Raw genomic sequence first — 19,389 nt, forward strand, 5'->3', positions numbered from 1 at the left:
GTGCTGATCTTCGCGGCCTCCGACAAAGGAGGCACGGGCCGCTCCGTGACCAGCGCCAACCTCGCCTACCACCGGGCGCTGTCCGGGGACGATGTCTGCTACCTGGACTTCGACTTCGGCTCGCCCACCGCCTCCGCCGTCTTCGACGTGCCCGACGCCCGCCAGGCCGCCGAGGACCGCGGACTGCACTCCTATCTGGTGGGCGAGGTCGGTGAACCGGTCCGCGTCGACGTCTGGGCGGACACCGAGCACCGCGTGCTGCGCAACCGGCCGCCCGGATCGGGCCGTCTGGTGCTGATGCCGGGCGACCTCAGCGGCGGCGAGTTCGCCACCGACGACGACAACCTCCGGCGCTGCGTGGATCTGCTGCTGCGGCTCAACTCCGAGTTCGACCTGATCGTCGTCGACCTCAGCGCGGGCCGTTCGTACGCCGTCGACATGGTCCTGGAAGCCACCTCGCTGCCCGAGATGCGCGGGGTCGACGCGCGCTGGCTGATCTTCCACCGCTGGACCCGACAGCATGTGGCGGCGGCCGCGGGTCTGGTCTTCGGCAAGCGCGGGATCGTCGCCGGCGGGGTCGCCCGCGGCCATGACGAGGACGCGCTGCGCGGCTCCATCCGGTTCGTACGGGCCGCCGTACCCGACCCCAAGTCGGCGTTGTGGTCGCAGGTTTCGGCCACCCAGTCGGCGTGGATGCGCGAGTGCGACCGGGACCTCAAGCAGCTCGCCTCCTCGCACGGCATCGGTTACAGCCAGGTCCTGGGCGCCGTACCGCTGGAACCGGTGCTCCAGTGGCGGGAGCAGCTGATCACCGACGAGGACGTGCTCGACAGCCAGATCGCCAACATGGAGACCTGGCAGGCGCTCAGCGACCTGGCCGGCCGGCTCACCGACGACAAGTACTGGGAGCAGGCATGACCGATGTCGTCTTCCGGGAGACCAGCGCCGAGCCACGCACCCAGGCCGTACCGCTGTCCCATCTCTCCCTGGAGCTCGGCCACCTCTACATGGAGGACTTCGAGGCCGGGCCCAAGCGCCTTGGCGAGCATTTCGCCGAGGTGCGGATCTGGGTGGAGGCCGCCCGCGCCTCCGCCGCCCGCCGGGCCGGCGCGAACCGGCCGAGGATCAGCACCTGCTTCCTCATCGACGACTACTTCAGCCGCTTCTCCACCCCGGCCGAACTCGTCCCGCTGATCCTCAAGGAGGCCGAGGAGGCCGGGCTCACCATCGACTACCTGGCCCGCGAGTCCGGCTGCGCCGTCGCCGACCGCATCGAGCTTGCCGAGTCCGTCATGCACCGCCTCGTCGAGTCCCCGCCGCCCGGCTCCTACGGCTCCCGCCCGCCCGTCAGCCGCACCGGCTGGCTCGCCAACGGCCAGCGCAGCCCCGGCCGGGGCGCCGCCCTCTCCGAGGTCACCGCCTGGCAGCCGCCCCAGGAGACGGCCGCCCGCAACCACTCCGTGTTCATGGACGTCGAGCTGTGGTCCGACAAGGACGGCCGGCGCCTGTGGTCCTGCCCCTTCCTGGCCGCCGTATGGCAGCTGGCCCGGCTCGGCCTGCTGCGCCACCTCGGCGAGCCCGTGCTGACCCCGAAGCCCTGGGACGGCGGTGACTTCCCGCACGACTGGGACCGGCTGCCGCCGCTCCTCCAGCTCAACCCGGAGGCCGACCCGTTCAGCGCCTATCGCACCTGCACCCTGATGCCCAACCGCTTCCTCGCCGTCGAGGACGCGGTCCGGCTGGTCCTGGACCAGATAGACGTGGACGCGCGGGCCCTTGAGCAGGTCGACAGGCGCTCCCGCGGCGAGAGGGTCGAGGTCCCGGCCGCGGTCGCCCAGCGCGCCTCCTACGTGTTCTACGAGGAGCCCGCCGAGTCCTCGGACGAAGGGACCTGAGATGGCGGCCCCCGGACAGTCGGCGCGTCCGGTCCTCGTCTGCGGTGAGGTGCGGACCTGTCTGCTGCCGTCCTTCCAGGCGCTGGACGGACGGGCCGCGGCCCAGCTCCTCAGGCTGCGCGCCGACGAACACGTCCGGGTCTCCGAGCGGCCCAATCTGTACGTCCTCTCGCCCGAGGTGCTGACCGGCGTCGACTGCCGGCTGCCCACCGCCAACGGCGCCCGCGTCCGGGCCGTCGGTACGGTGGCCGCCCGCGCCGCGCTCACCGAAGGACGGGTGCTCCAGGCGACGGCGTACTTCAGCGCCCCGGCCACAGGGCCCGATCTGCGCCGCCCCTGGGGGCAGTACCTGGTCCGGCCCGGGCTCGTCGAGCCGTTCGGGAAGCTGCCCGAACAGGCCACCGCTCAGGGCGTGCTGCGCGGTGCCGGACGGGGGGAACTGGACCTGGGGATGATCGCGGAGGGACTGCTCGCCGGGCTCCTGCGCCACCCCCTCCTCGACCACAAGGCGCCCTTCAAGTCCCGCCGCACCCACCTGCGGTGGACCGCGCGTCGGGCTCCGGACGGCGAGGGCCCGGCGCTGGTCCGCTTCACGCTGGCCGAGGACGGGCTGCGGTCCATGGAGCTGCGGCTGCCGGCGGACACCCCGGCGGCCGCGGCGGCCGGACTGTGCGAGGACCTCGCGCTGCACGACTGGCTGCTCACCACCGTCGTGCACATGCTGGACAACAGTCGGCTCGGCGCGGCGGACGGGCCCTCGGCCGTGCTCGCGCTGCGGCCGGCCGTCGATCATCTGCTGCATCTGTGGATGCCGCGCGCCCATGTGGACCGCACGCTGGGTCATCTCTGGGACGAGCTGGAACGAGAACCGGGGTTCAGCCGCCAGTGGCACAGCCTCGTCCAGCGGATCCGCGACCAACTGGCCGTCCAGACCATTCCGTTGCTGCACCAGGCGCTGAGTACGCGCTGAGGGGCGGCCCGAACGAGACACCCGACGGGGGAAAGACATGAACGGAGCGACGACAGGAGAAGTAAGGACAGCACCGCCGCCACAGGAAGAACGCCGGTCCAAACTGTTCCGAAAGACGCTGGTCACTGCGTTATTGGCGACAGGAACGTTCTTCCTGACCAACGTCCTGAGCCCGGACGCGAGCGAGCAGTGGCAGTGGACGATGCCCGTGGTGGTCGGCAGCGCCGTGCTGATCATGCAGTACCTGGTGGACTTCGGTGAGCGTCTTGAGGCCGTGGAGGAGGCCCAGAAGCGCCGGATCCGCGGGATGCGGGACTCTCTCGCCGACCATCACCGGGAGATGCGGTCGGCGGTCGACGAGAGCTTCGCCAAGATCAACGCGGCGACCGAGCTGTTCAGCCAGGTCGACCGGTCCGTGCTGCGGTCCGACGGGGTGACCCGGCTGGCCCGCAAGTACACCCAGGTCGGCGAGCACGGCTCGGAGATCGTGAAGCGGTTCGCGCAGGAGGAGATCGCAAGCCTCGCCCTGCTGATGGAGAACCTCAGCAACGGCACCGCGGACTGCCCCGGCGAGAACCACGAGTGGCTGATCGACCTGACGGCGTGCACCAAGAAGACGCTCTACGCCACCAGCACCTCCGTCGACCGGGACTTCTGGTCCAGTGGCCCCGGCAAGCGGTATCTGGTCGCGCAGGGCGACGCCATCCGCAAGCGGGGCGTGGAGATACGGCGGCTCTTCCTCGTCGACGGCCCCGAGGAGATCACCGAAGCGCTGCGCAAGCTGTGCGAGAGACAGCGCAGGTACGGCATCGACGCCCGGATCGTCGACCAGTCCGAGCTGGACAACGCGCCGGTGACCTCGGTGAACGACTTCATCATCTTCGACGGCGAGCTCTGCTACGAGATCGAGCCCGATGTCCGGGCCACGCCCACCAAGACCACGCTGAAGATGACGCCGGACCATGTCTCGGAACGCATCGAGCGCTTCGAGGACCTGTGGGAGACCAGCAGTCCCGAGTGACCTGCGGCGAGGCGCCTTGACGCCGGGCGCTAGGGTGCGGCGGCATGGGTTTGTGGAACCGGAGGAAGAGGGGCCCGAAGGCGGTCCGCCGATATCCCGTGCCGCTCACCACGCACCAGCTGTGGATGGTGTCGCTGAGCGCGCCGGTGAGCCGGGACCGGAGCGCGTCGAGGACCACCCTGTACCCGTTCACCCGCATCGACGATGACGGTGCGCGGCGCTGGCTGGCCGAGCAGTGGGGGATCACCTCGCGCGCGGAACTGGTCGACCGCCTCGACGATCTGTCCCGCACCGGATACCGGGCGCGGGCGTACCGGCTCACGGGCATCTCGCCGCTCGCCTGGGACGCGGCCCTGTACGTCGACATCTCGCGCCGGGGGTTCGGCTGCGGGCTGCTCGATGAGGCGGACGCCTGGACCGCGCTGAAGAACATCGTGCCGTCGGTGGTGGGGACGTACGGATCCTGGCGGGAGTACGCCGATCACTATCTGCTCGGCCGCAAGGTGTGGCAGGACGGCTTGCGCGGCACTCCCGACGCCGGATTCGGCGCACCGCAGGCGCAGGCCGACGCACATCTGCGGTCCCTCCTGGACCCGGCGAACCGCACGAGCCCCTGGAACCAGGCCCCCTGGACCACCATCAGCCACCCCGACCGCCCCCGCTGACCCCTGGCGTACGGGAGAATGGCCCCATGAGTCTGTTCCGCGACGACGGCATCGTCCTGCGCACCCAGAAGCTGGGCGAGGCGGACCGGATCATGCTGTGCTTTCCCGGGGGGCGACCCCCGGACCCCCGGCCGCAACCCCGTGGGGGCGCGCGATGAGTCTGTTCCGCGACGACGGCATCGTCCTGCGCACCCAGAAGCTCGGGGAAGCGGACCGGATCATCACGCTGCTCACCCGTGGGCATGGGCGGGTGCGGGCCGTTGCTCGGGGTGTGCGGCGGACCAAGTCGAAGTTCGGGGCGCGGCTCGAGCCCTTCTCCCATGTCGACGTGCAGTTCTTCGCTCGGGGGAGCGAGCTGATCGGGCGCGGGCTGCCGCTGTGCACGCAGAGCGAGACCATCGCGCCGTACGGCGGGGGCATCGTCACCGACTATGCGCGGTACACCGCCGGCACGGCCATGCTGGAGACCGCCGAGCGGTTCACCGACCACGAGGGCGAGCCGGCCGTGCAGCAGTATCTGCTGCTCGTCGGCGCGCTGCGGACCCTCGCCCGCGGTGAGCACGCCCCGCACCTTGTTCTCGACGCCTTCCTGCTGCGGTCGCTCGCCGTCAACGGCTACGCCCCGACATTCAGCGACTGTGCGAAGTGCGGGATGCCGGGACCGAACCGCTTCTTCTCGGTGGCCTCGGGAGGCTCCGTATGCGCCGACTGCCGGGTGCCCGGTAGCGTCGTACCCTCGCCGCAGACCCTGGAACTGCTCGGTGCGCTGCTTACGGGAGACTGGGACACTGCGGACGCCTGCGAGCCACGGCATGTCCGGGAGGGCAGCGGACTGGTCTCCGCCTACCTGCACTGGCATCTGGAGCGCGGGCTGCGTTCGCTTCGGTACGTGGAAAAGTAAGGGAGACGAGGGGCACATGGTCGTACGCGGGATCCTGGGGCGGCAGCGTCGGGAGTACAGGGCGCCGGAGCCGCATCCGTCCGGGGCCCGTGCGCCGAAGCTCCCCGGAGAGCTCGTCCCGAAGCATGTGGCGATCGTCATGGACGGGAACGGGCGCTGGGCCAAGGAGCGCGGGCTGCCGCGGACCGAGGGCCACAAGGTCGGCGCGGAGCGGGTGCTGGACGTGCTCCAGGGCGCCATCGAGATGGGCGTCGGGGCGATCTCGCTGTACGCCTTCTCCACGGAGAACTGGAAGCGCTCGCCCGACGAGGTGCGCTTCCTGATGAACTTCAACCGCGACTTCATCCGCAAGACCCGGGACCAGCTCGACGAGCTGGGGATCCGGGTGCGGTGGGTCGGGCGGATGCCCAAGCTGTGGAAGTCGGTCGCCAAGGAGCTCCAGGTCGCCCAGGAGCAGACGAAGGGCAACGACAAGCTGACCCTGTACTTCTGCATGAACTACGGCGGCCGGGCCGAGATCGCGGATGCCGCGCAGGCGCTCGCCGAGGATGTGAGGGCCGGGCGGCTCGACCCGTCCAAGGTCAACGAGAAGACCTTCGCCAAGTACCTGTACTACCCGGACATGCCGGACGTGGACCTGTTCCTGCGGCCGAGCGGTGAGCAGCGGACCTCCAACTACCTGCTCTGGCAGAGCGCTTACGCCGAGATGGTCTTCCAGGACGTCCTGTGGCCGGACTTCGACCGGCGGGACCTGTGGCGGGCGTGTGTCGAGTTCGCGTCCCGGGACCGGCGGTTCGGCGGGGCGATCCCGAACGAGGAACTGCTGGCCATGGAGGGCAAGCAGGACTGAGCAACGGGGTCTGGGGGCGCGGCCCCCAGACCTCACCGGTTCACCGTGCGGCGCACTCCGCGCACGTGCCGAAGATCTCCACCGTGTGCGCCACGTTCACATAGCCGTGTTCCGCCGCGATCGACTCCGCCCACTTCTCCACCGCCGGGCCCTCCACCTCGACCGCCTTGCCGCAGACCCGGCAGACCAGGTGGTGGTGGTGTTCGCCGGTGGAGCAGCGGCGGTAGACGGACTCGCCGTCGGAGGTGCGCAGGACGTCCACCTCGCCGGCGTCGGCGAGGGACTGGAGCGTGCGGTAGACCGTGGTGAGCCCGACCGAGTCGCCCTTGTGCTTGAGCATGTCGTGGAGTTCCTGCGCGCTGCGGAACTCGTCGACCTCGTCCAGGGCCGCCGCCACGGCGGCCCGCTGCCGGGTCGCGCGGCCCTTCACGGGCGGTCCAGCGGTCGTCACGGGGTTGCCTCCTTGGGTCTGCCTGCCGGGCCATTGTGCCAGCCCGGTCTGTCGGCGGTCAGACGCCGACCTTGCCCCCGCTGCCCCGGCTGGCCGGAATCACGCACTCTGCGGGGTCCCCGTCTCCCTGCGCCGCCGCGAGCGCCCGCGCGCGGCGCCGGGCGAGCGGCGCGGCCAGCGCGGTCAGCAGGATGAACGCCCCGATGGTCAGCAGCACGATCGTCGCGCCGGGCGGCACGTCCTGGTAGTACGAGGTGACCGTGCCGCTGATCGTGACGGTGACGCCGATGGCCACCGCGATGGCGAAGGTCGCGGCGAAGCTACGGCTGAGCTGCTGGGCGGCGGCCACCGGGACCACCATCAGCGCCGACACCAGCAGCAGGCCGACCACACGCATCGCGACGGTCACCGTCACCGCCGCCGTGACGGCCGTCAGCAGGTTCAGGGCGCGCACCGGCAGGCCCGTGACCCGCGCGAACTCCTCGTCCTGGCTCACCGCGAACAGCTGGCGGCGCAGGCCCACCGTGACCAGCACCACGAAGGCCGCCAGGACGCAGATCGCCGTGACGTCCGACTCGCTCACCGTGGACAGGGAGCCGAAGAGATACGACGTGAGGTTCGCGTTGGAGCCCGTCGGCGCGAGATTGATGAACATCACGCCGCCTGCCATACCGCCGTAGAAGAGCATGGCGAGGGCGATGTCGCCGCGGGTCTTGCCGTACCAGCGGATCAGCTCCATGAGGACCGCGCCGAGGACGGAGACGAGGGTCGCCATCCACACCGGGGACCAGGAGAGCAGGAAGCCCAGGCCGACGCCGGTCATCGCGACATGGCCGATACCGTCGCCCATCAGGGCCTGGCGGCGCTGGACCAGGTAGATGCCGACCGCGGGGGCCGTGATGCCGACCAGGACGGCGGCGAGCAGGGCCCGCTGCATGAAGGCGTAGTCGAGGATTTCCATCAGCTCAGCAGTCCCGTGCGGATCGGTTCGGCGCCCGCGGGGGCGTGCGGGTGGACGTGGTCGTGGCCGGGCAGCGCGTGCTGGCCCACGGCCTTCGGGGGCGGGCCGTCATGGACGACGCAGCCGTCGCGCAGCACCACCGCGCGGTCGATCAGCGGCTCCAGGGGGCCCAGTTCGTGCAGGACGAGCAGGACCGTCGTACCGGCCGCGACCTGCTCGCGCAAGGTCTGCGCCAGCACCTCCTGGCTGGCCAGGTCCACGCCCGCCATCGGCTCGTCCATGATCAGCAGTTCGGGTTCGGCGGCGAGCGCGCGGGCGATCAGCACGCGCTGGTGCTGGCCGCCGGACAGGGCGTCCACCGAGTCCTTCGCGCGGTCCTGCATGCCGACCAGCTCCAGGGCCCGGCGCACCGCCTCACGGTCCGTCTTGCGCAGCAGGCCGAAGCGGGCGCGGGAGAGGCGGCCGGAGGAGACGACCTCGGTCACCGTGGCCGGCACGCCGCCCGCGGCGGTGGTGCGCTGGGGGACGTAGCCGAGGCGGTGCCAGTCGCGGAAGCGGCGGCGGGGGGTGCCGAACAGCTCGATCTCGCCGGCGCTCACCTGCACCTGGCCGATGACGCTGCGCACGGCGGTCGACTTGCCGGAGCCGTTGGCGCCGAGCAGCGCGACGACCTCACCGCGTGCCACGGTGAGGTCGATGCCGCGCAGGACACGCCGCGAGCCCAGGTCGGCGCGTACGCCGCGCAGGGATATGACGGGCTCGCTCATGCGGTCCTCCGAAATGATCACTTGGCGCCCAGGGCGGTCTCAAGCGCCTTGAGGTTGGACTCCATGACCTGGATGTAGTCCTCGCCCTTGGACTTGTCGGTGATGCCCTCGATCGGGTCGAGGACGTCCGTCTTGAGGTTCGCGTCGTCGGCGAGGGTCTTCGCGGTCTTGTCCGAGACCAGTGTCTCGTAGAACACCGTGGTGACGCCGTCGGCCTTGGCCTCCTCCTGGAGTTCCTTGATCCGGGCCGGGCTGGGCTCGCTCTCCGGGTCGAGTCCGGAGATGGCCTCCTGGGTCAGGCCGTAGCGCTCGGCGAGGTAGCCGAAGGCGGCGTGATTGGTGAAGAAGACCTTCGTCTCGGTGTTCTTCAGGCCGTCCTCGAACCGGGTGTCGAGCTCGCCCAGCTTCTCGACCAGGGCCGTGGTGTTCTTCTTGTAGTCGGCCGCGTTGTCCGGGTCGGCCTTCTCGAATGCGGCGCCGACGCCCTCGGCGACCTCGGCGTACTTCACCGGGTCGAGCCAGATGTGCGGGTCGAGGGCGTGCTCCTCCTCCTCTTCGGAGTGGCCCGCTTCCTCGGCCCCGTGCTCGTGGCTGTCCTCAAGGCCCCCGTGGTCCTCCAGCTTGGTGAGCGTGGCGGCGTCGATCTTCGTCTTGACGTCGGCCTGTGCGACGGCCTCGTCGACGGCGGGCTGGAGGCTCTTGAGGTAGAGCACCGCGTCCGACTCCTGGAGCTGCGCGGTCTGCTTGGCGCTGATCTCCAGGTCGTGCGGCTCCTGGCCGGGCTCGGTGAGACTGGTGACGTTCACATGGTCGCCGCCGATCTGCTCGGCGAGGTAGGCCATGGGGTAGAACGACGCGACGACGTCGAACTTCTCCGTGTTGCCCGCCGCGGCGCTGTCGGAGGAGCAGGCGGAGAGGGTGGCGAGACCGAGGGCGGTGACGGCCGCCACGGCCACCCCGGATATGTGCTGTCGTCGTACGTTCATGACAGTCATTTTCAACAAATTTGGAAACCGTTGTCAACAAGGTGCGGGTGGGGAACCGATTTGATACGGGGGGTGGCAGCGCCGGTAACCTGAGGCATTCGCTGCCGTCCATTCGTAATGAAGAGAGCACCGTGGCCGCCGACAAGATCGACACCATCGTCAGCCTGAGCAAGCGCCGTGGCTTCGTATTCCCCTGCAGTGAGATCTACGGCGGCCAGCGCGCCGCCTGGGACTACGGACCGCTGGGTGTCGAGCTCAAGGAGAACCTCAAGCGCCAGTGGTGGCGCTACATGGTGACGTCGCGCGAGGACGTCGTCGGCATCGACTCGTCCGTGATCCTTGCCCCCGAGGTGTGGGTCGCCTCCGGCCACGTCGCCACCTTCACTGACCCGCTGACCGAGTGCACCTCCTGCCACAAGCGGTTCCGCGCGGACCACCTGGAGGAGGCCTACGAGGCCAAGCACTACCGCCTCCCGGAGAACGGCCTCGCGGACGTCAACTGCCCCAACTGCGGCAACAAGGGCCAGTTCACCGAGCCCAAGCAGTTCTCGGGTCTGCTCTCCACCCACCTCGGCCCGACGCAGGACTCCGGCTCCATCGCCTATCTGCGCCCCGAGACCGCCCAGGGCATCTTCACCAACTTCGCCCAGGTGCAGACCACTTCGCGCCGCAAGCCGCCGTTCGGCATCGCCCAGATGGGCAAGTCGTTCCGCAACGAGATCACGCCGGGCAACTTCATCTTCCGCACCCGTGAGTTCGAGCAGATGGAGATGGAGTTCTTCGTCAAGCCGGGCGAGGACGAGAAGTGGCAGGAGTACTGGATGGAGCAGCGCTGGAACTGGTACACCGGCCTGGGCCTGCGTGAAGAGAACATGCGCTGGTACGAGCACCCCAAGGAGAAGCTCTCCCACTACTCCAAGCGCACTGCCGACATCGAGTACCGCTTCCAGTTCGGCGGCAACGAGTGGGGCGAGCTGGAAGGTGTCGCCAACCGCACCGACTACGACCTCGGTGCCCACTCCAAGGCCTCCGGCCAGGACCTCGCCTACTACGACCAGGAGGCCCAGGAGCGCTGGACGCCGTACGTCATCGAGCCCGCGGCCGGTGTCGGCCGCGCGATGCTGGCGTTCCTGCTGGACGCCTACGTCGAGGACGAGGCGCCCAACGCCAAGGGCAAGATGGAGAAGCGCACGGTGCTGCGCCTGGACCACCGCCTGGCTCCGGTGAAGGTCGCGGTGCTGCCCCTGTCCCGCAACCCCGAGCTCTCCCCGAAGGCCAAGGGCCTCGCCCAGGCGCTGCGCCAGCACTGGAACATCGAGTTCGACGACGCCGGCGCCATCGGCCGCCGCTACCGCCGCCAGGACGAGATCGGCACGCCGTTCTGTGTGACCGTCGACTTCGACACCCTGGACGACAACGCGGTCACGGTCCGCGAGCGCGACTCGATGAAGCAGGAGCGGGTGTCCCTCGACCAGATCGAGGGCTACCTGGCTCAGCGCCTGCTGGGCTGCTGACGCCTCGGCCCTGAACGGGCCTCCAAACGCCGGACGGGCTGATGAGCTCGTCCGGCGTTTGCGTGGTGGCCCTTTATGGACGCCTCCCATTGGACCTGTAACCCGGACCATCCCGCCGCCAGGCTGGCCCGCATGAGCATCGCGTTTCTGCTGACCACCCTGGTCGTGGTCGCCACTCCCGGTACCGGTGTCGTCTACACCCTCGCGGCCGGGCTCTCGCACGGGCGGCGGGCCAGTGTCGTGGCCGCCTTCGCCTGCGCCCTCGGGATCCTGCCGCACATGGTGGCCACGATCACCGGGGTCGCCGCACTGTTGCACGCCAGCGCCACGGCCTTCCAGATCCTGAAGTACGCCGGTGTCGCCTACCTCCTGTACATGGCCTGGGCCACGCTGCGGGACAAGGAGGCGATCACCGTGGACCGTACGGCCGCGCCCCTCTCGGCGGGCCGGACGATCGTCCGAGGAGTGCTGATCAACCTCCTCAACCCCAAGCTGACCATGTTCTTCTTCGCCTTCCTGCCCCAGTTCGTGGACCCGGACGGGCCGGGTGCCGTTCCGCGCATGCTGGCGCTCAGCGGGGTGTTCATGGCGGCGACCTTCGTCGTCTTCGCGCTCTACGGCATCCTCGCCGCCTCCGTCCGCAGCCAGGTCATTGCGCGGCCCAGGGTGATGACCTGGCTGCGCCGGACTTTTGCGGGCTCCTTCGTGGCGCTGGGGGCGAAGCTGGCGTTCACCGCTCGCTGACGGCCCTGGAGCGCCTTCCCAGGGGTGACAGATATGGAATGACAGATATTGAAATCTGTCAGCTGTCATGCCATGCTGAATCCATGACCACACAGACACGCACCCTCGGAACCACCGGCCCCCAGGTCTCCGTCCTCGGCCTCGGCTGCATGGGCATGTCCGCGCTGTACGGCGACGCCGACCGGGCCGAGTCCATCGCGACCGTCCACGCCGCGCTGGAGGCCGGCGTGACCCTGCTCGACACCGGCGACTTCTACGCCATGGGGCACAACGAGATGCTGATCGGCGAGGCCCTGCGCGCCGCACCCGCCGAGCGCCGCGAACAGGCGCTCGTCAGCGTGAAGTTCGGCGCCCTGCGCGACCCGGACGGCGGCTGGATCGGCTACGACGGCCGGCCCGCCGCGGTGAAGAACTTCGCCGCCTACTCCCTCCAGCGCCTCGGCGTCGACCACATCGACGTCTACCGGATCGCCCGGCTCGACCCGGACGTACCGATCGAGGAGACCGTCGGCGCCATCGCGGAACTCGTCGAGAAGGGGTACGTCCGCCACATCGGCCTGAGCGAGGTCGGCGCCGACACCATCCGCCGGGCCGCCGCCACCGCCCCGATCGCCGACCTCCAGATCGAGTACTCGCTGATCTCCCGGGGCATCGAGGACGAGATCCTGCCGACCACCCGTGAACTGGGCATCGGCATCACCGCCTACGGCGTCCTGTCCCGCGGTCTGATCTCCGGCCACTTCACCAGTGACCGGCAGCTCGCCGCGAACGACTTCCGGGCCTTCTCGCCCCGCTTCCAGGGCGAGAACCTCCAGCACAACCTGAACCTGGTCGAGGCCCTGCGCAAGATCGCCGAGCAGAAGGGCGTCACCGTCGCGCAGATCGCCATCGCCTGGGTGCTCTCCCGGGGCGAGGACATCGTGCCGCTCGTCGGCGCCCGCACCCGGCAGCGGCTGACCGAGTCCCTCGGCGCCCTGGACGTCACGCTGGACGCCGCCGACCTCGCCGCGATCGAGCAGGCGGTGCCGGCCGATGCCGCCGCGGGCGACCGTTACCCGGCCGCGCAGATGGCCCACCTCGGCAGTAAGTGATCCCCGAAGGTACGGTCTCCTCCATGGCACCGACCCCCGAAGCCCTGACCGCCGAGCGCATCCTCGAAGCCACCGAGGAGGTGCTGCGCCGCCACGGCCCCGCCAAGGCCACCGTGGTGGACGTGGCCCGCGCGCTCGGCGTCAGCCACGGCAGCGTCTACCGGCACTTCCGGACCAAGGCGGCGCTGCGTGAGGCGGTGACCAAGCGCTGGCTGGACCGTACCTCCGAGGCGCTGGCCGGGATCGTCGCGGAGGCCGGACGCGACCCGGAGGCCCGGCTGCGGGCCTGGCTGCTGGCCCTGTTCGACGCCAAGCGGCACAAGGCCGGGGACGACCCCGAGCTGTTCGCCACGTACACCACGCTGGCCGGGGAGAACAGCGACGCGGTCGACGAGCACCTCGACGATCTCACCGGACAGCTCGCCGAGATCGTCCGCTCGGGTGTGGACGCCGGCGCCTTCACCTCCGCCGACCCGCTCACCACCGCCCGCGCCGTCTTCCATGCCACCGCCCGCTTCCACGACCCCGGCTACCACCGGGAGTGGGAACGGCCGGGTGTGCAGGACGAGTTCGAGGCCGTGGTGGATCTGCTGACGCGCGGGCTGCGGGCCTGACGGCTCAGCTCTCCTTCGTCGTACGGCCGAGATAGGTGGCCGCGCCGGGCTCCGGGACCGCGATCTCGTGGAAGCCCATACGGTCGTAGAAGGCCCGGGCCCGGGTGTTGGCCGTCGCCATGGAGAGGTGGACGGCCGGGACCCCGCCCGTGTGCAGGGCCTGGAGGAACGTCCGCATCAGAGCCCGGCCGTGGCCCTTGGCCTGCCACTCGGGGAGCAGGTCGATGTGCAGATGGGCCGGGTGGCCGAGCAGTTCGGGCAGGACCATCCGCTCGGGGTGGTGGAGCATTTCGGCGATCGTCTCGTCCGGGGTCGTGGGCGGGCCCTCGGGTGCCGGGTAGCGGTCGGCGACCGTCGGGAGCCACTCGCGGCGGAAGTCGGCGGCGAAGCGGGGGGTGTCGGCGGTGCCGAGGATGTAGCCCACGGCCTGCCCCTGGCCGTCGTCGAGGACGAAGGCGAGCTCCGGCTCCAACTCGACGTACGGGGCGGCGAAGGTGGCGGGGAAGACGCCGGGATCCGTGTAGAAGGGACGGCTGTCGCCGCCCTGGTGGGCGGTGCGGACGCAGATGTCGTCGATGGCGGGGCGGTCTGCGGGGCGGTAGGGGCGTACGGCGGGCAGTCGGGTCACCCCCGCATCCTGCCGTCTGGGAGCGCTCCCGCAAGGGATGGCGCCGTCAGGCCACCGACGGGTCAACCGTCGCCTGGTGCGCCTCCGCCAGATGCTCCTCCGCCTTCAGCCACGGCAGGAACTGCGCCGAGATGCGCCACCCGCAGGTGTCGCATCTGACCGTGCGCTGAACTCCTGTCCGCTGGACCTGTACGACGTGCTCGCGTCCGTGCTGGTCCCAGCGGGTGACCTTGCTCGTGTTGATCTGCGGCATGACGCCTCCAGAGTCCTGGGAAAGCCAAGGAGGAGTGTGCAGCAAGACCAACATCAACAGGGGGTCCCTCACGGTGAGTTGTCCAAGCTGTGGCCTGGACTCCGGGCGGCGCCGGCCCCAGTGGGTGCTACCGCGGTGACTTGGGTGTGGGGGACGGAGAAGCAGTGAGGGGCTGGTCCCAGTTGATCTGCACCTGATCCGGGTCGCTCCGACTCACTTGGCAGGGGTAATTCTTGGACACCGCGACGATCTGGGCGACCTGGATGCTGTTCAGTACAGGTTCTCGCGAGCCCTCGTAGTCCGGCCGGCCGGGAACGTGCACGCGATAGCGCACGAAGTAGCTGTGGTTATAGCCACGAATGTCGTCGCCTTGTCTGATGTCGAGCACCGTGACGGTGCAGGGGACCATGTCCGTGGCCTTCTTGGGCTTCTGCTCCTGCCCATCGTCGGATCCGCAGGCACCGAGTAGCAGGCATATGGCTCCCGTGGTGAGCAGGTACGAGAACTGCCGGACACGCATGTCTTCTCCTCGTCATGACCTTGAAAGAAGACGAAGGTAACCGCAATCTCACACTCAGCGGCTGCGCATTCGTCTCAACTCCGCGATCCAGAGGTCAGGGTCGTGTTCTGGCGCAGCTCCGCCGTCTCCAGGCGCTCCGCCGTGCGTTCCGCCGTACGCCTTGCCCAGGGGCCGGTCGTCAGGGCGCCGAGGAGCAGGACCGTGAGGCCGCAGGCGGTGAGGATCCACCAGCCCGGGACCGCGGCCGGAACAAAGGAATCGCGGTACGACGACGTTCCCACGCCCGCAGCCAGCACCGCCCCGACCACCGCGACGCCCAGCGTCTGGCCGAGCTGGCGGCTGGTCGAGGCCACGGCTGCCGCGACGCCGGCCTGCGCCCGCGGCATGCCGGACACCGCCGTATTCGTGATGGGGGCGTTGACGAAGCCGAAGCCGATGCCGAAGAGGGCGTAGCCGAGGAAGAGAGTGATGTTCGAGGTTTCGGCGTCGAAGAGGGCGAACAGCGCGGCGCTCGTCGTCATGGCCGCGCCCGCGATCAGGAGGGGGAGGCGCGGGCCCCGACTGCCGACCAGCCGCCCGGACAAGGGAGCACACAGGAACGTCGGTACAGCCATCGGCAGCATCCACAGCCCGGCCTGAAGGGCGCTGAGCCCTCGCACGTTCTGCAGATACAGCGTCGACAGGAACAGGAACCCGCCCAGCGCGGCGAACGCGCTGATCGCGATGACCGTCGCCCCGCTGAACGGCGCCGAACGGAAGAACCGCAGGTCGATCAGGGGGTCGGTGCGGCGAGGCTCGTAGCGGAGCAGGCCCGCCAGGGCGGCCACGGCCAGCACCGCGAAGGGGACGACCGTAGCCGGGGAGTTCGGCGCCTCGATGATCGCGTACGTCAGCGCGCCGAAGAGAACGACGACCAGGGCTTGCCCGATGGGGTCGACCCGGCGGGGCTCAGGTGCCCGCGACTCGGGCGCGTACCGCAAGGTCAGCAACAGCGCGGCGGCCCCGACCGGCAGATTGACCCAGAAGATCGACCGCCAGCCGACCGAGTCCACCAGCAGTCCGCCCACCAGCGGCCCCGCGGCCATCGAGATACCGACCACCGCGCCCCACACCCCGATCGCCCGGGCGCGCTCGCGCGAGTCCGTGAAGGTGTTGGTGATGATCGACATGGCGACGGGGTTGAGCATCGACCCGCCCACCGCCTGCACCATCCGGAACGCCACCAGCGCGGACAGGTTCGGGGCGACGGAGCACAGGGCCGAGCCGAGGGTGAAGACGACCAGGCCGGCCATGAAGACGCGCTTGCGGCCGATGCGGTCGGCGGTGGAGCCCGCGAGCATCAGCAGCGAGGCGAGGACCAGCGTGTACGCGTCGATCGCCCACTGCAGGCCCGCCGTGCTCGCGTGCAGATCCTGCTGCATGGCGGGCAGGGCCACGTTCAGGACGGTGTTGTCGAGGCTCACGATCAGCAAGCTCATACAGCAGATCGCGAGCGCCAGCATGCGTCGGCGGTGGCTGAGCTCGGGCATGCGTTTCACTGTACGGCGATTTCGATAGTGTGTCTAACTAATGGTCGCTGCAAGATTCATCGGCCGAGCAGTGGCCGCAGTGCGCGACAATGGGGAAATGCCCACGACCGCCTCGCCCCTGCAGATCGGCCCGCACACCGTCCAGCCGCCCGTCGTCCTCGCCCCGATGGCCGGGATCACCAACGCACCCTTCCGCACACTGTGCAGGGAGTTCAGCGGTGGCAAGGGGCTGTTCGTGAGCGAGATGATCACGACTCGGGCGCTGGTCGAGCGCAACGAGAAGACCATGCAGCTGATCCACTTCGACGAGAGTGAGAAGCCGCGGTCCATCCAGCTCTACGGCGTCGACCCAGCCACCGTCGGCAAGGCCGTCCGCATGATCGCGGAGGAGGATCTCGCCGACCACATCGACCTGAACTTCGGGTGCCCGGTGCCGAAGGTGACGCGGAAGGGCGGCGGGTCCGCGCTGCCGTTCAAGCGGAATCTGCTGCGGGCGATCCTGCGCGAGGCGGTGTCCGGGGCCGGGAATCTGCCGGTGACGATGAAGATGCGCAAGGGCATCGACGACGATCACATCACCTACCTCGACGCCGGCCGGATCGCGGTCGAGGAGGGCGTCACGGCGATCGCGCTGCACGGCCGCACCGCCGCGCAGCACTACGCAGGCACCGCCGACTGGGACGCCATCGCCCGCCTGAAGGAGCATGTGCCGGAGATCCCGGTGCTCGGCAACGGCGACATCTGGTCGGCCGAGGACGCCGTGCGGATGATGCGGGCGACCGGGTGCGACGGGGTCGTGGTCGGGCGCGGGTGCCTGGGGCGGCCTTGGCTGTTCGCGGACCTCGTGGCCGCCTTCGAGGGGCGGGAGCAGGGCATCGCACGGCCCGCTCTGCGTGAGGTCGCCGACGTCATGGTCCGGCACGCCACGCTCCTCGGTGAGTGGATCGGCGACGAGGCGCGCGGGGTCATCGACTTCCGCAAGCATGTCGCCTGGTATCTGAAGGGCTTCGCCGTCGGCTCCGAGATGCGCAAGCGGCTCGCCATCACGTCGTCGCTGGAGGAACTCCGTTCCGGGCTCGACGAGTTGGACCTCGATCAGGCGTGGCCGGTCGGGGCGGACGGGCCTCGTGGGCGTACGTCGGGCAACAACCGGGTGGTTCTTCCGGACGGTTGGCTGAAGGACCCGTACGACTGCGCCGGCGTGAGCGAGGACGCTGAGCTGGACACCTCCGGGGGTTAGTCCTTCGTGGGGTGGGGCGTCGATCCGTAGGCCGTCAGGAAGCGGTCTCGGAAGGCGTCCATCTTCCAGACCGGGGCGTCGGGGGCGGGTTGCAGGCCGTCCGTCCAGTTCCAGTTCGTGATCTTGTCCAGGACCTTGGGGTCCTTGGCGACGATCGATACCGGGACGTCCCGGCTTGCCTTGTTGCCGCTGACCCGGGCGATGGGCTGGTGGTCGCCCAGGAAGACCAGCACCGTGTCCTTCGTGCCGTAGCGCTCCAGCCACTGGGTCAGGGACGTCACCGAGTACTCGATCGACTTGCCGTATTCCTCACGGGACTTGGTGGAGTCCGTGATGATGTCCTGCGGCTTCTTGCCCTCCTTCTGGATGGCGTCGAAGAGCGAGCCGTCGCCCAGGGAGTCCCAGTCGACCATCTTCGGGATCGGCGCCCAGGGCTGGTGGCTGGAGGTCAGGATGATCTCCGACATCAGGGGCTTGTCGCGCTTCTTGCCGTGGACCATGCGCTGGAAGGCCTCCAGCGTGTACTGGTCCGGCATCGTCGACCAGCTGAACTTCGGGCCCTTGTAGCCGAGGTGGAAGGCGTCGTAGACCTTGTCCAGGCCGTAGAAGCTCGCCTCCGGCCAGCCCTTCTGGATGCCCGGCATGATGCCCACCGTGTCCCAGGCGCCGGTCTTCTGGAACGCCTTGGTGAGGGACAGATGGTCACCGGAGGTGACGGTGCGGTAGCGCTGTTGGTTGTCGATCCACAGGCCGGACAGGAATGTTGAGTGACCGAGCCAGCTGCTGCCGCCGTAGGTCGCTGATGTCAGCCAGCCGCTCCTTGCCTTGTAACCCGCCGCTTCCAGGGACTTCGTGCTTGTTTCGAGGGTGCTCGTCACACCCGGGGCCATGATCGGGTCCTCGATCGCGCTTCTGCCGTAGCTCTCGATGAACGTGAAGATCACGTCCTTGCCGCGGAGGTCGGGGAGCAGTTGGGCGGGCGGTGTCGCGCCGAAGGTGTCCGCCTTCGCCTCCTTCGCGAACGCCGCTTCGTCCCTGAGCGTGTCCTGGACCCGCCTTGCCTGGATGGCCAGTGCGGAGGCCGCCCGGTCGGAGGCTATGGGCATTCCGGCCAGTTGGAGGCCGAGGGTGGAGCAGGTGATCCAGACCGTGCCGGCTATGAGGGTGGCCTTGGTGGCCTGTTGTTTGTGGGCGGCCAGGATGTTGCTGAGTCTGACGGTGGCCAGGGCGGTCAGTACGAGGAGGAGTACGGCGAGGAGTACGGCGCCGATGGTCGCGGTGACCGTGGTGGCGGCGCCCATCGAGTCCTCCATGTACGCCTGGGCGTCGTCGAGGAGGGACCAGTCGAGGACCAGGTTGAAGCCTCGGCCCAGGTATTCGCGGAAGCCCATGTCCAGGAAGTTGAGGATGGTCAGGGCGCCCAGGGCTGTGCCGGCTGTGGCCGCGGTGACTGTGCGGGGGCGGCGGGGGAGGGCGAGGAGGATCGCGGCGCCGATTATCGCTTCTGCGGGGATTCGGGTGAAGCGGTTGGGGCGTAGGGCGGCGAGGCTGTTGGGAAGGAGGAGGGTGATGAGGACCAGGGCGGCGGAGAGGGCGGTGAGGATCCAGCGGCGATCCTCCTTCCTTCTCCCACCCGCACCATCGGTGCCGCTTTCGTCGTCGGGCGCCGGTGACCCCTGTGGGGCTTCCTCGCCGTCGGCGGCCGCGGGTGCGTTCTGGTCTTCTGTGGCTTCCGGTGTGCCCGGCTGTTGGCGTAGGCGCGTGAAGACAGGCACCCGGTGGTCCTTCC

The 19,389-nt window shown here is 69.5% G+C and carries 21 protein-coding genes and 1 pseudogene; 13 read left to right on the plus strand and 9 right to left on the minus strand.

Going from position 1 to position 19,389, the window contains the following annotated elements; genetic code table 11:
* The 8 genes and pseudogenes from H4N64_RS33580 (at nucleotide 1) to H4N64_RS33615 (ending at nucleotide 6,302) form a co-directional block, all read left to right on the plus strand.
* Entirely contained in the window at nucleotides 1-918 is a 918-nt protein-coding gene (locus tag H4N64_RS33580; protein WP_186286308.1) for an SCO2523 family variant P-loop protein, read from the plus strand.
* On the plus strand, nucleotides 915-1,895 hold the full coding sequence (locus H4N64_RS33585; protein ID WP_186286309.1) for an SCO2522 family protein: 981 nt from the start codon (nucleotides 915-917) through the stop codon (nucleotides 1,893-1,895). The genes H4N64_RS33580 and H4N64_RS33585 overlap by 4 nt, the downstream gene beginning before the upstream one ends.
* Before the next feature lies 1 nt (nucleotide 1,896).
* Nucleotides 1,897-2,865: an SCO2521 family protein gene (locus H4N64_RS33590; protein WP_186286310.1), complete on the plus strand. Its 969-nt coding sequence runs from the start codon at nucleotides 1,897-1,899 to the stop codon at nucleotides 2,863-2,865.
* Between the two features lie 133 nt (nucleotides 2,866-2,998).
* Complete coding sequence (locus tag H4N64_RS33595) at nucleotides 2,999-3,886, plus strand: DUF6879 family protein (protein ID WP_260860130.1); 888 nt, start codon at nucleotides 2,999-3,001, stop codon at nucleotides 3,884-3,886.
* Between the two features lie 98 nt (nucleotides 3,887-3,984).
* The gene (locus H4N64_RS33600) at nucleotides 3,985-4,551 is read left to right on the plus strand and encodes a DUF1266 domain-containing protein (protein WP_418896315.1); all 567 of its coding nucleotides are present in this window, start codon (nucleotides 3,985-3,987) and stop codon (nucleotides 4,549-4,551) included.
* Nucleotides 4,552-4,577: 26 nt separating this feature from the next.
* A pseudogene (locus H4N64_RS46505) lies at nucleotides 4,578-4,664 on the plus strand (DNA repair protein RecO); the annotation flags it as partial.
* A gap of 41 nt (nucleotides 4,665-4,705) precedes the next feature.
* Complete coding sequence (recO, locus tag H4N64_RS33610) at nucleotides 4,706-5,452, plus strand: DNA repair protein RecO (RefSeq protein WP_186286313.1); 747 nt, start codon at nucleotides 4,706-4,708, stop codon at nucleotides 5,450-5,452.
* 16 nt (nucleotides 5,453-5,468) lie between these two features.
* Nucleotides 5,469-6,302 carry an isoprenyl transferase gene (locus H4N64_RS33615; protein WP_186286314.1) on the plus strand — a complete coding sequence of 278 codons (834 nt, stop codon included), beginning with the start codon at nucleotides 5,469-5,471 and terminating at the stop codon, nucleotides 6,300-6,302.
* 40 nt (nucleotides 6,303-6,342) lie between these two features.
* On the opposite strand, the gene H4N64_RS33620 is transcribed toward H4N64_RS33615, so the two are convergent.
* From H4N64_RS33620 to H4N64_RS33635, 4 genes are read right to left on the minus strand one after another with little or no spacing between them, the layout of a single operon-like run.
* Nucleotides 6,343-6,753, minus strand: a complete 411-nt coding sequence (locus H4N64_RS33620; protein WP_186286315.1) for a transcriptional repressor — start codon at nucleotides 6,751-6,753, stop codon at nucleotides 6,343-6,345.
* Between the two features lie 58 nt (nucleotides 6,754-6,811).
* Nucleotides 6,812-7,714: a metal ABC transporter permease gene (locus H4N64_RS33625; RefSeq protein ID WP_186286316.1), complete on the minus strand. Its 903-nt coding sequence runs from the start codon at nucleotides 7,712-7,714 to the stop codon at nucleotides 6,812-6,814.
* Entirely contained in the window at nucleotides 7,714-8,481 is a 768-nt protein-coding gene (locus H4N64_RS33630; RefSeq protein ID WP_186286317.1) for a metal ABC transporter ATP-binding protein, read from the minus strand. The genes H4N64_RS33625 and H4N64_RS33630 overlap by 1 nt, the downstream gene beginning before the upstream one ends.
* A gap of 17 nt (nucleotides 8,482-8,498) precedes the next feature.
* Nucleotides 8,499-9,467 carry a zinc ABC transporter substrate-binding protein gene (locus tag H4N64_RS33635; protein ID WP_186286318.1) on the minus strand — a complete coding sequence of 323 codons (969 nt, stop codon included), beginning with the start codon at nucleotides 9,465-9,467 and terminating at the stop codon, nucleotides 8,499-8,501.
* A gap of 131 nt (nucleotides 9,468-9,598) precedes the next feature.
* Here H4N64_RS33635 and H4N64_RS33640 point away from each other — a divergent pair, with 131 nt between their 5' ends.
* The 4 genes from H4N64_RS33640 to H4N64_RS33655 all read left to right on the plus strand — a co-directional run bounded on the left by H4N64_RS33640 (nucleotide 9,599) and on the right by H4N64_RS33655 (nucleotide 13,430).
* Nucleotides 9,599-10,981: a glycine--tRNA ligase gene (locus H4N64_RS33640; RefSeq protein ID WP_186286319.1), complete on the plus strand. Its 1,383-nt coding sequence runs from the start codon at nucleotides 9,599-9,601 to the stop codon at nucleotides 10,979-10,981.
* Nucleotides 10,982-11,113: 132 nt separating this feature from the next.
* Nucleotides 11,114-11,725 carry a LysE family translocator gene (locus H4N64_RS33645; protein WP_186286320.1) on the plus strand — a complete coding sequence of 204 codons (612 nt, stop codon included), beginning with the start codon at nucleotides 11,114-11,116 and terminating at the stop codon, nucleotides 11,723-11,725.
* An 83-nt stretch (nucleotides 11,726-11,808) separates the two neighbouring features.
* Nucleotides 11,809-12,816, plus strand: coding sequence for an aldo/keto reductase (locus H4N64_RS33650; RefSeq protein WP_186286321.1), 1,008 nt, complete (start codon nucleotides 11,809-11,811; stop codon nucleotides 12,814-12,816).
* A 23-nt stretch (nucleotides 12,817-12,839) separates the two neighbouring features.
* Complete coding sequence (locus tag H4N64_RS33655; RefSeq protein ID WP_186286322.1) at nucleotides 12,840-13,430, plus strand: TetR/AcrR family transcriptional regulator; 591 nt, start codon at nucleotides 12,840-12,842, stop codon at nucleotides 13,428-13,430.
* Between the two features lie 4 nt (nucleotides 13,431-13,434).
* Here H4N64_RS33655 and H4N64_RS33660 read toward each other — a convergent pair whose 3' ends face one another.
* From H4N64_RS33660 to H4N64_RS33675, 4 genes are all read right to left on the minus strand, one after another.
* On the minus strand, nucleotides 13,435-14,058 hold the full coding sequence (locus H4N64_RS33660) for a GNAT family N-acetyltransferase (RefSeq protein ID WP_186286323.1): 624 nt from the start codon (nucleotides 14,056-14,058) through the stop codon (nucleotides 13,435-13,437).
* A gap of 46 nt (nucleotides 14,059-14,104) precedes the next feature.
* On the minus strand, nucleotides 14,105-14,311 hold the full coding sequence (locus H4N64_RS33665) for a hypothetical protein (RefSeq protein WP_186286324.1): 207 nt from the start codon (nucleotides 14,309-14,311) through the stop codon (nucleotides 14,105-14,107).
* 127 nt (nucleotides 14,312-14,438) lie between these two features.
* On the minus strand, nucleotides 14,439-14,831 hold the full coding sequence (locus H4N64_RS33670) for a hypothetical protein (RefSeq protein ID WP_186286325.1): 393 nt from the start codon (nucleotides 14,829-14,831) through the stop codon (nucleotides 14,439-14,441).
* A gap of 74 nt (nucleotides 14,832-14,905) precedes the next feature.
* On the minus strand, nucleotides 14,906-16,360 hold the full coding sequence (locus tag H4N64_RS33675) for an MFS transporter (protein WP_186286326.1): 1,455 nt from the start codon (nucleotides 16,358-16,360) through the stop codon (nucleotides 14,906-14,908).
* 97 nt (nucleotides 16,361-16,457) lie between these two features.
* Here H4N64_RS33675 and dusB point away from each other — a divergent pair, with 97 nt between their 5' ends.
* Nucleotides 16,458-17,600: a tRNA dihydrouridine synthase DusB gene (gene dusB, locus H4N64_RS33680; RefSeq protein ID WP_186286327.1), complete on the plus strand. Its 1,143-nt coding sequence runs from the start codon at nucleotides 16,458-16,460 to the stop codon at nucleotides 17,598-17,600.
* On the opposite strand, the gene H4N64_RS33685 is transcribed toward dusB, so the two are convergent.
* The gene (locus tag H4N64_RS33685; protein WP_186286328.1) at nucleotides 17,597-19,375 is read right to left on the minus strand and encodes an alkaline phosphatase family protein; all 1,779 of its coding nucleotides are present in this window, start codon (nucleotides 19,373-19,375) and stop codon (nucleotides 17,597-17,599) included. The two genes, dusB and H4N64_RS33685, sit on opposite strands and share 4 nt — an antisense overlap.
* Nucleotides 19,376-19,389 lie beyond the last annotated feature (14 nt).

Origin of the sequence: Streptomyces cupreus (genome assembly GCF_014257025.1) — a bacterium.
Taxonomy (GTDB): Bacteria; Actinomycetota; Actinomycetes; order Streptomycetales; family Streptomycetaceae; genus Streptomyces; species Streptomyces cupreus.

Bases quoted from the DNA above. Each gene is read 5' to 3' on its own strand.
- H4N64_RS33585 (WP_186286309.1), top strand. From the start codon at position 915: ATGACCGATGTCGTCTTCCGGGAGACCAGCGCCGAGCCACGCACCCAG.
- H4N64_RS33590 (WP_186286310.1), top strand. From the start codon at position 1,897: ATGGCGGCCCCCGGACAGTCGGCGCGTCCGGTCCTCGTCTGCGGTGAG.
- recO (WP_186286313.1), top strand. From the start codon at position 4,706: ATGAGTCTGTTCCGCGACGACGGCATCGTCCTGCGCACCCAGAAGCTC.
- H4N64_RS33615 (WP_186286314.1), top strand. From the start codon at position 5,469: ATGGTCGTACGCGGGATCCTGGGGCGGCAGCGTCGGGAGTACAGGGCG.
- H4N64_RS33625 (WP_186286316.1), bottom strand. From the start codon at position 7,714: ATGGAAATCCTCGACTACGCCTTCATGCAGCGGGCCCTGCTCGCCGCC.
- H4N64_RS33630 (WP_186286317.1), bottom strand. From the start codon at position 8,481: ATGAGCGAGCCCGTCATATCCCTGCGCGGCGTACGCGCCGACCTGGGC.
- H4N64_RS33635 (WP_186286318.1), bottom strand. From the start codon at position 9,467: ATGAACGTACGACGACAGCACATATCCGGGGTGGCCGTGGCGGCCGTC.
- H4N64_RS33645 (WP_186286320.1), top strand. From the start codon at position 11,114: ATGAGCATCGCGTTTCTGCTGACCACCCTGGTCGTGGTCGCCACTCCC.
- H4N64_RS33650 (WP_186286321.1), top strand. From the start codon at position 11,809: ATGACCACACAGACACGCACCCTCGGAACCACCGGCCCCCAGGTCTCC.
- H4N64_RS33655 (WP_186286322.1), top strand. From the start codon at position 12,840: ATGGCACCGACCCCCGAAGCCCTGACCGCCGAGCGCATCCTCGAAGCC.
- H4N64_RS33665 (WP_186286324.1), bottom strand. From the start codon at position 14,311: ATGCCGCAGATCAACACGAGCAAGGTCACCCGCTGGGACCAGCACGGA.
- H4N64_RS33670 (WP_186286325.1), bottom strand. From the start codon at position 14,831: ATGCGTGTCCGGCAGTTCTCGTACCTGCTCACCACGGGAGCCATATGC.
- H4N64_RS33675 (WP_186286326.1), bottom strand. From the start codon at position 16,360: ATGCCCGAGCTCAGCCACCGCCGACGCATGCTGGCGCTCGCGATCTGC.
- dusB (WP_186286327.1), top strand. From the start codon at position 16,458: ATGCCCACGACCGCCTCGCCCCTGCAGATCGGCCCGCACACCGTCCAG.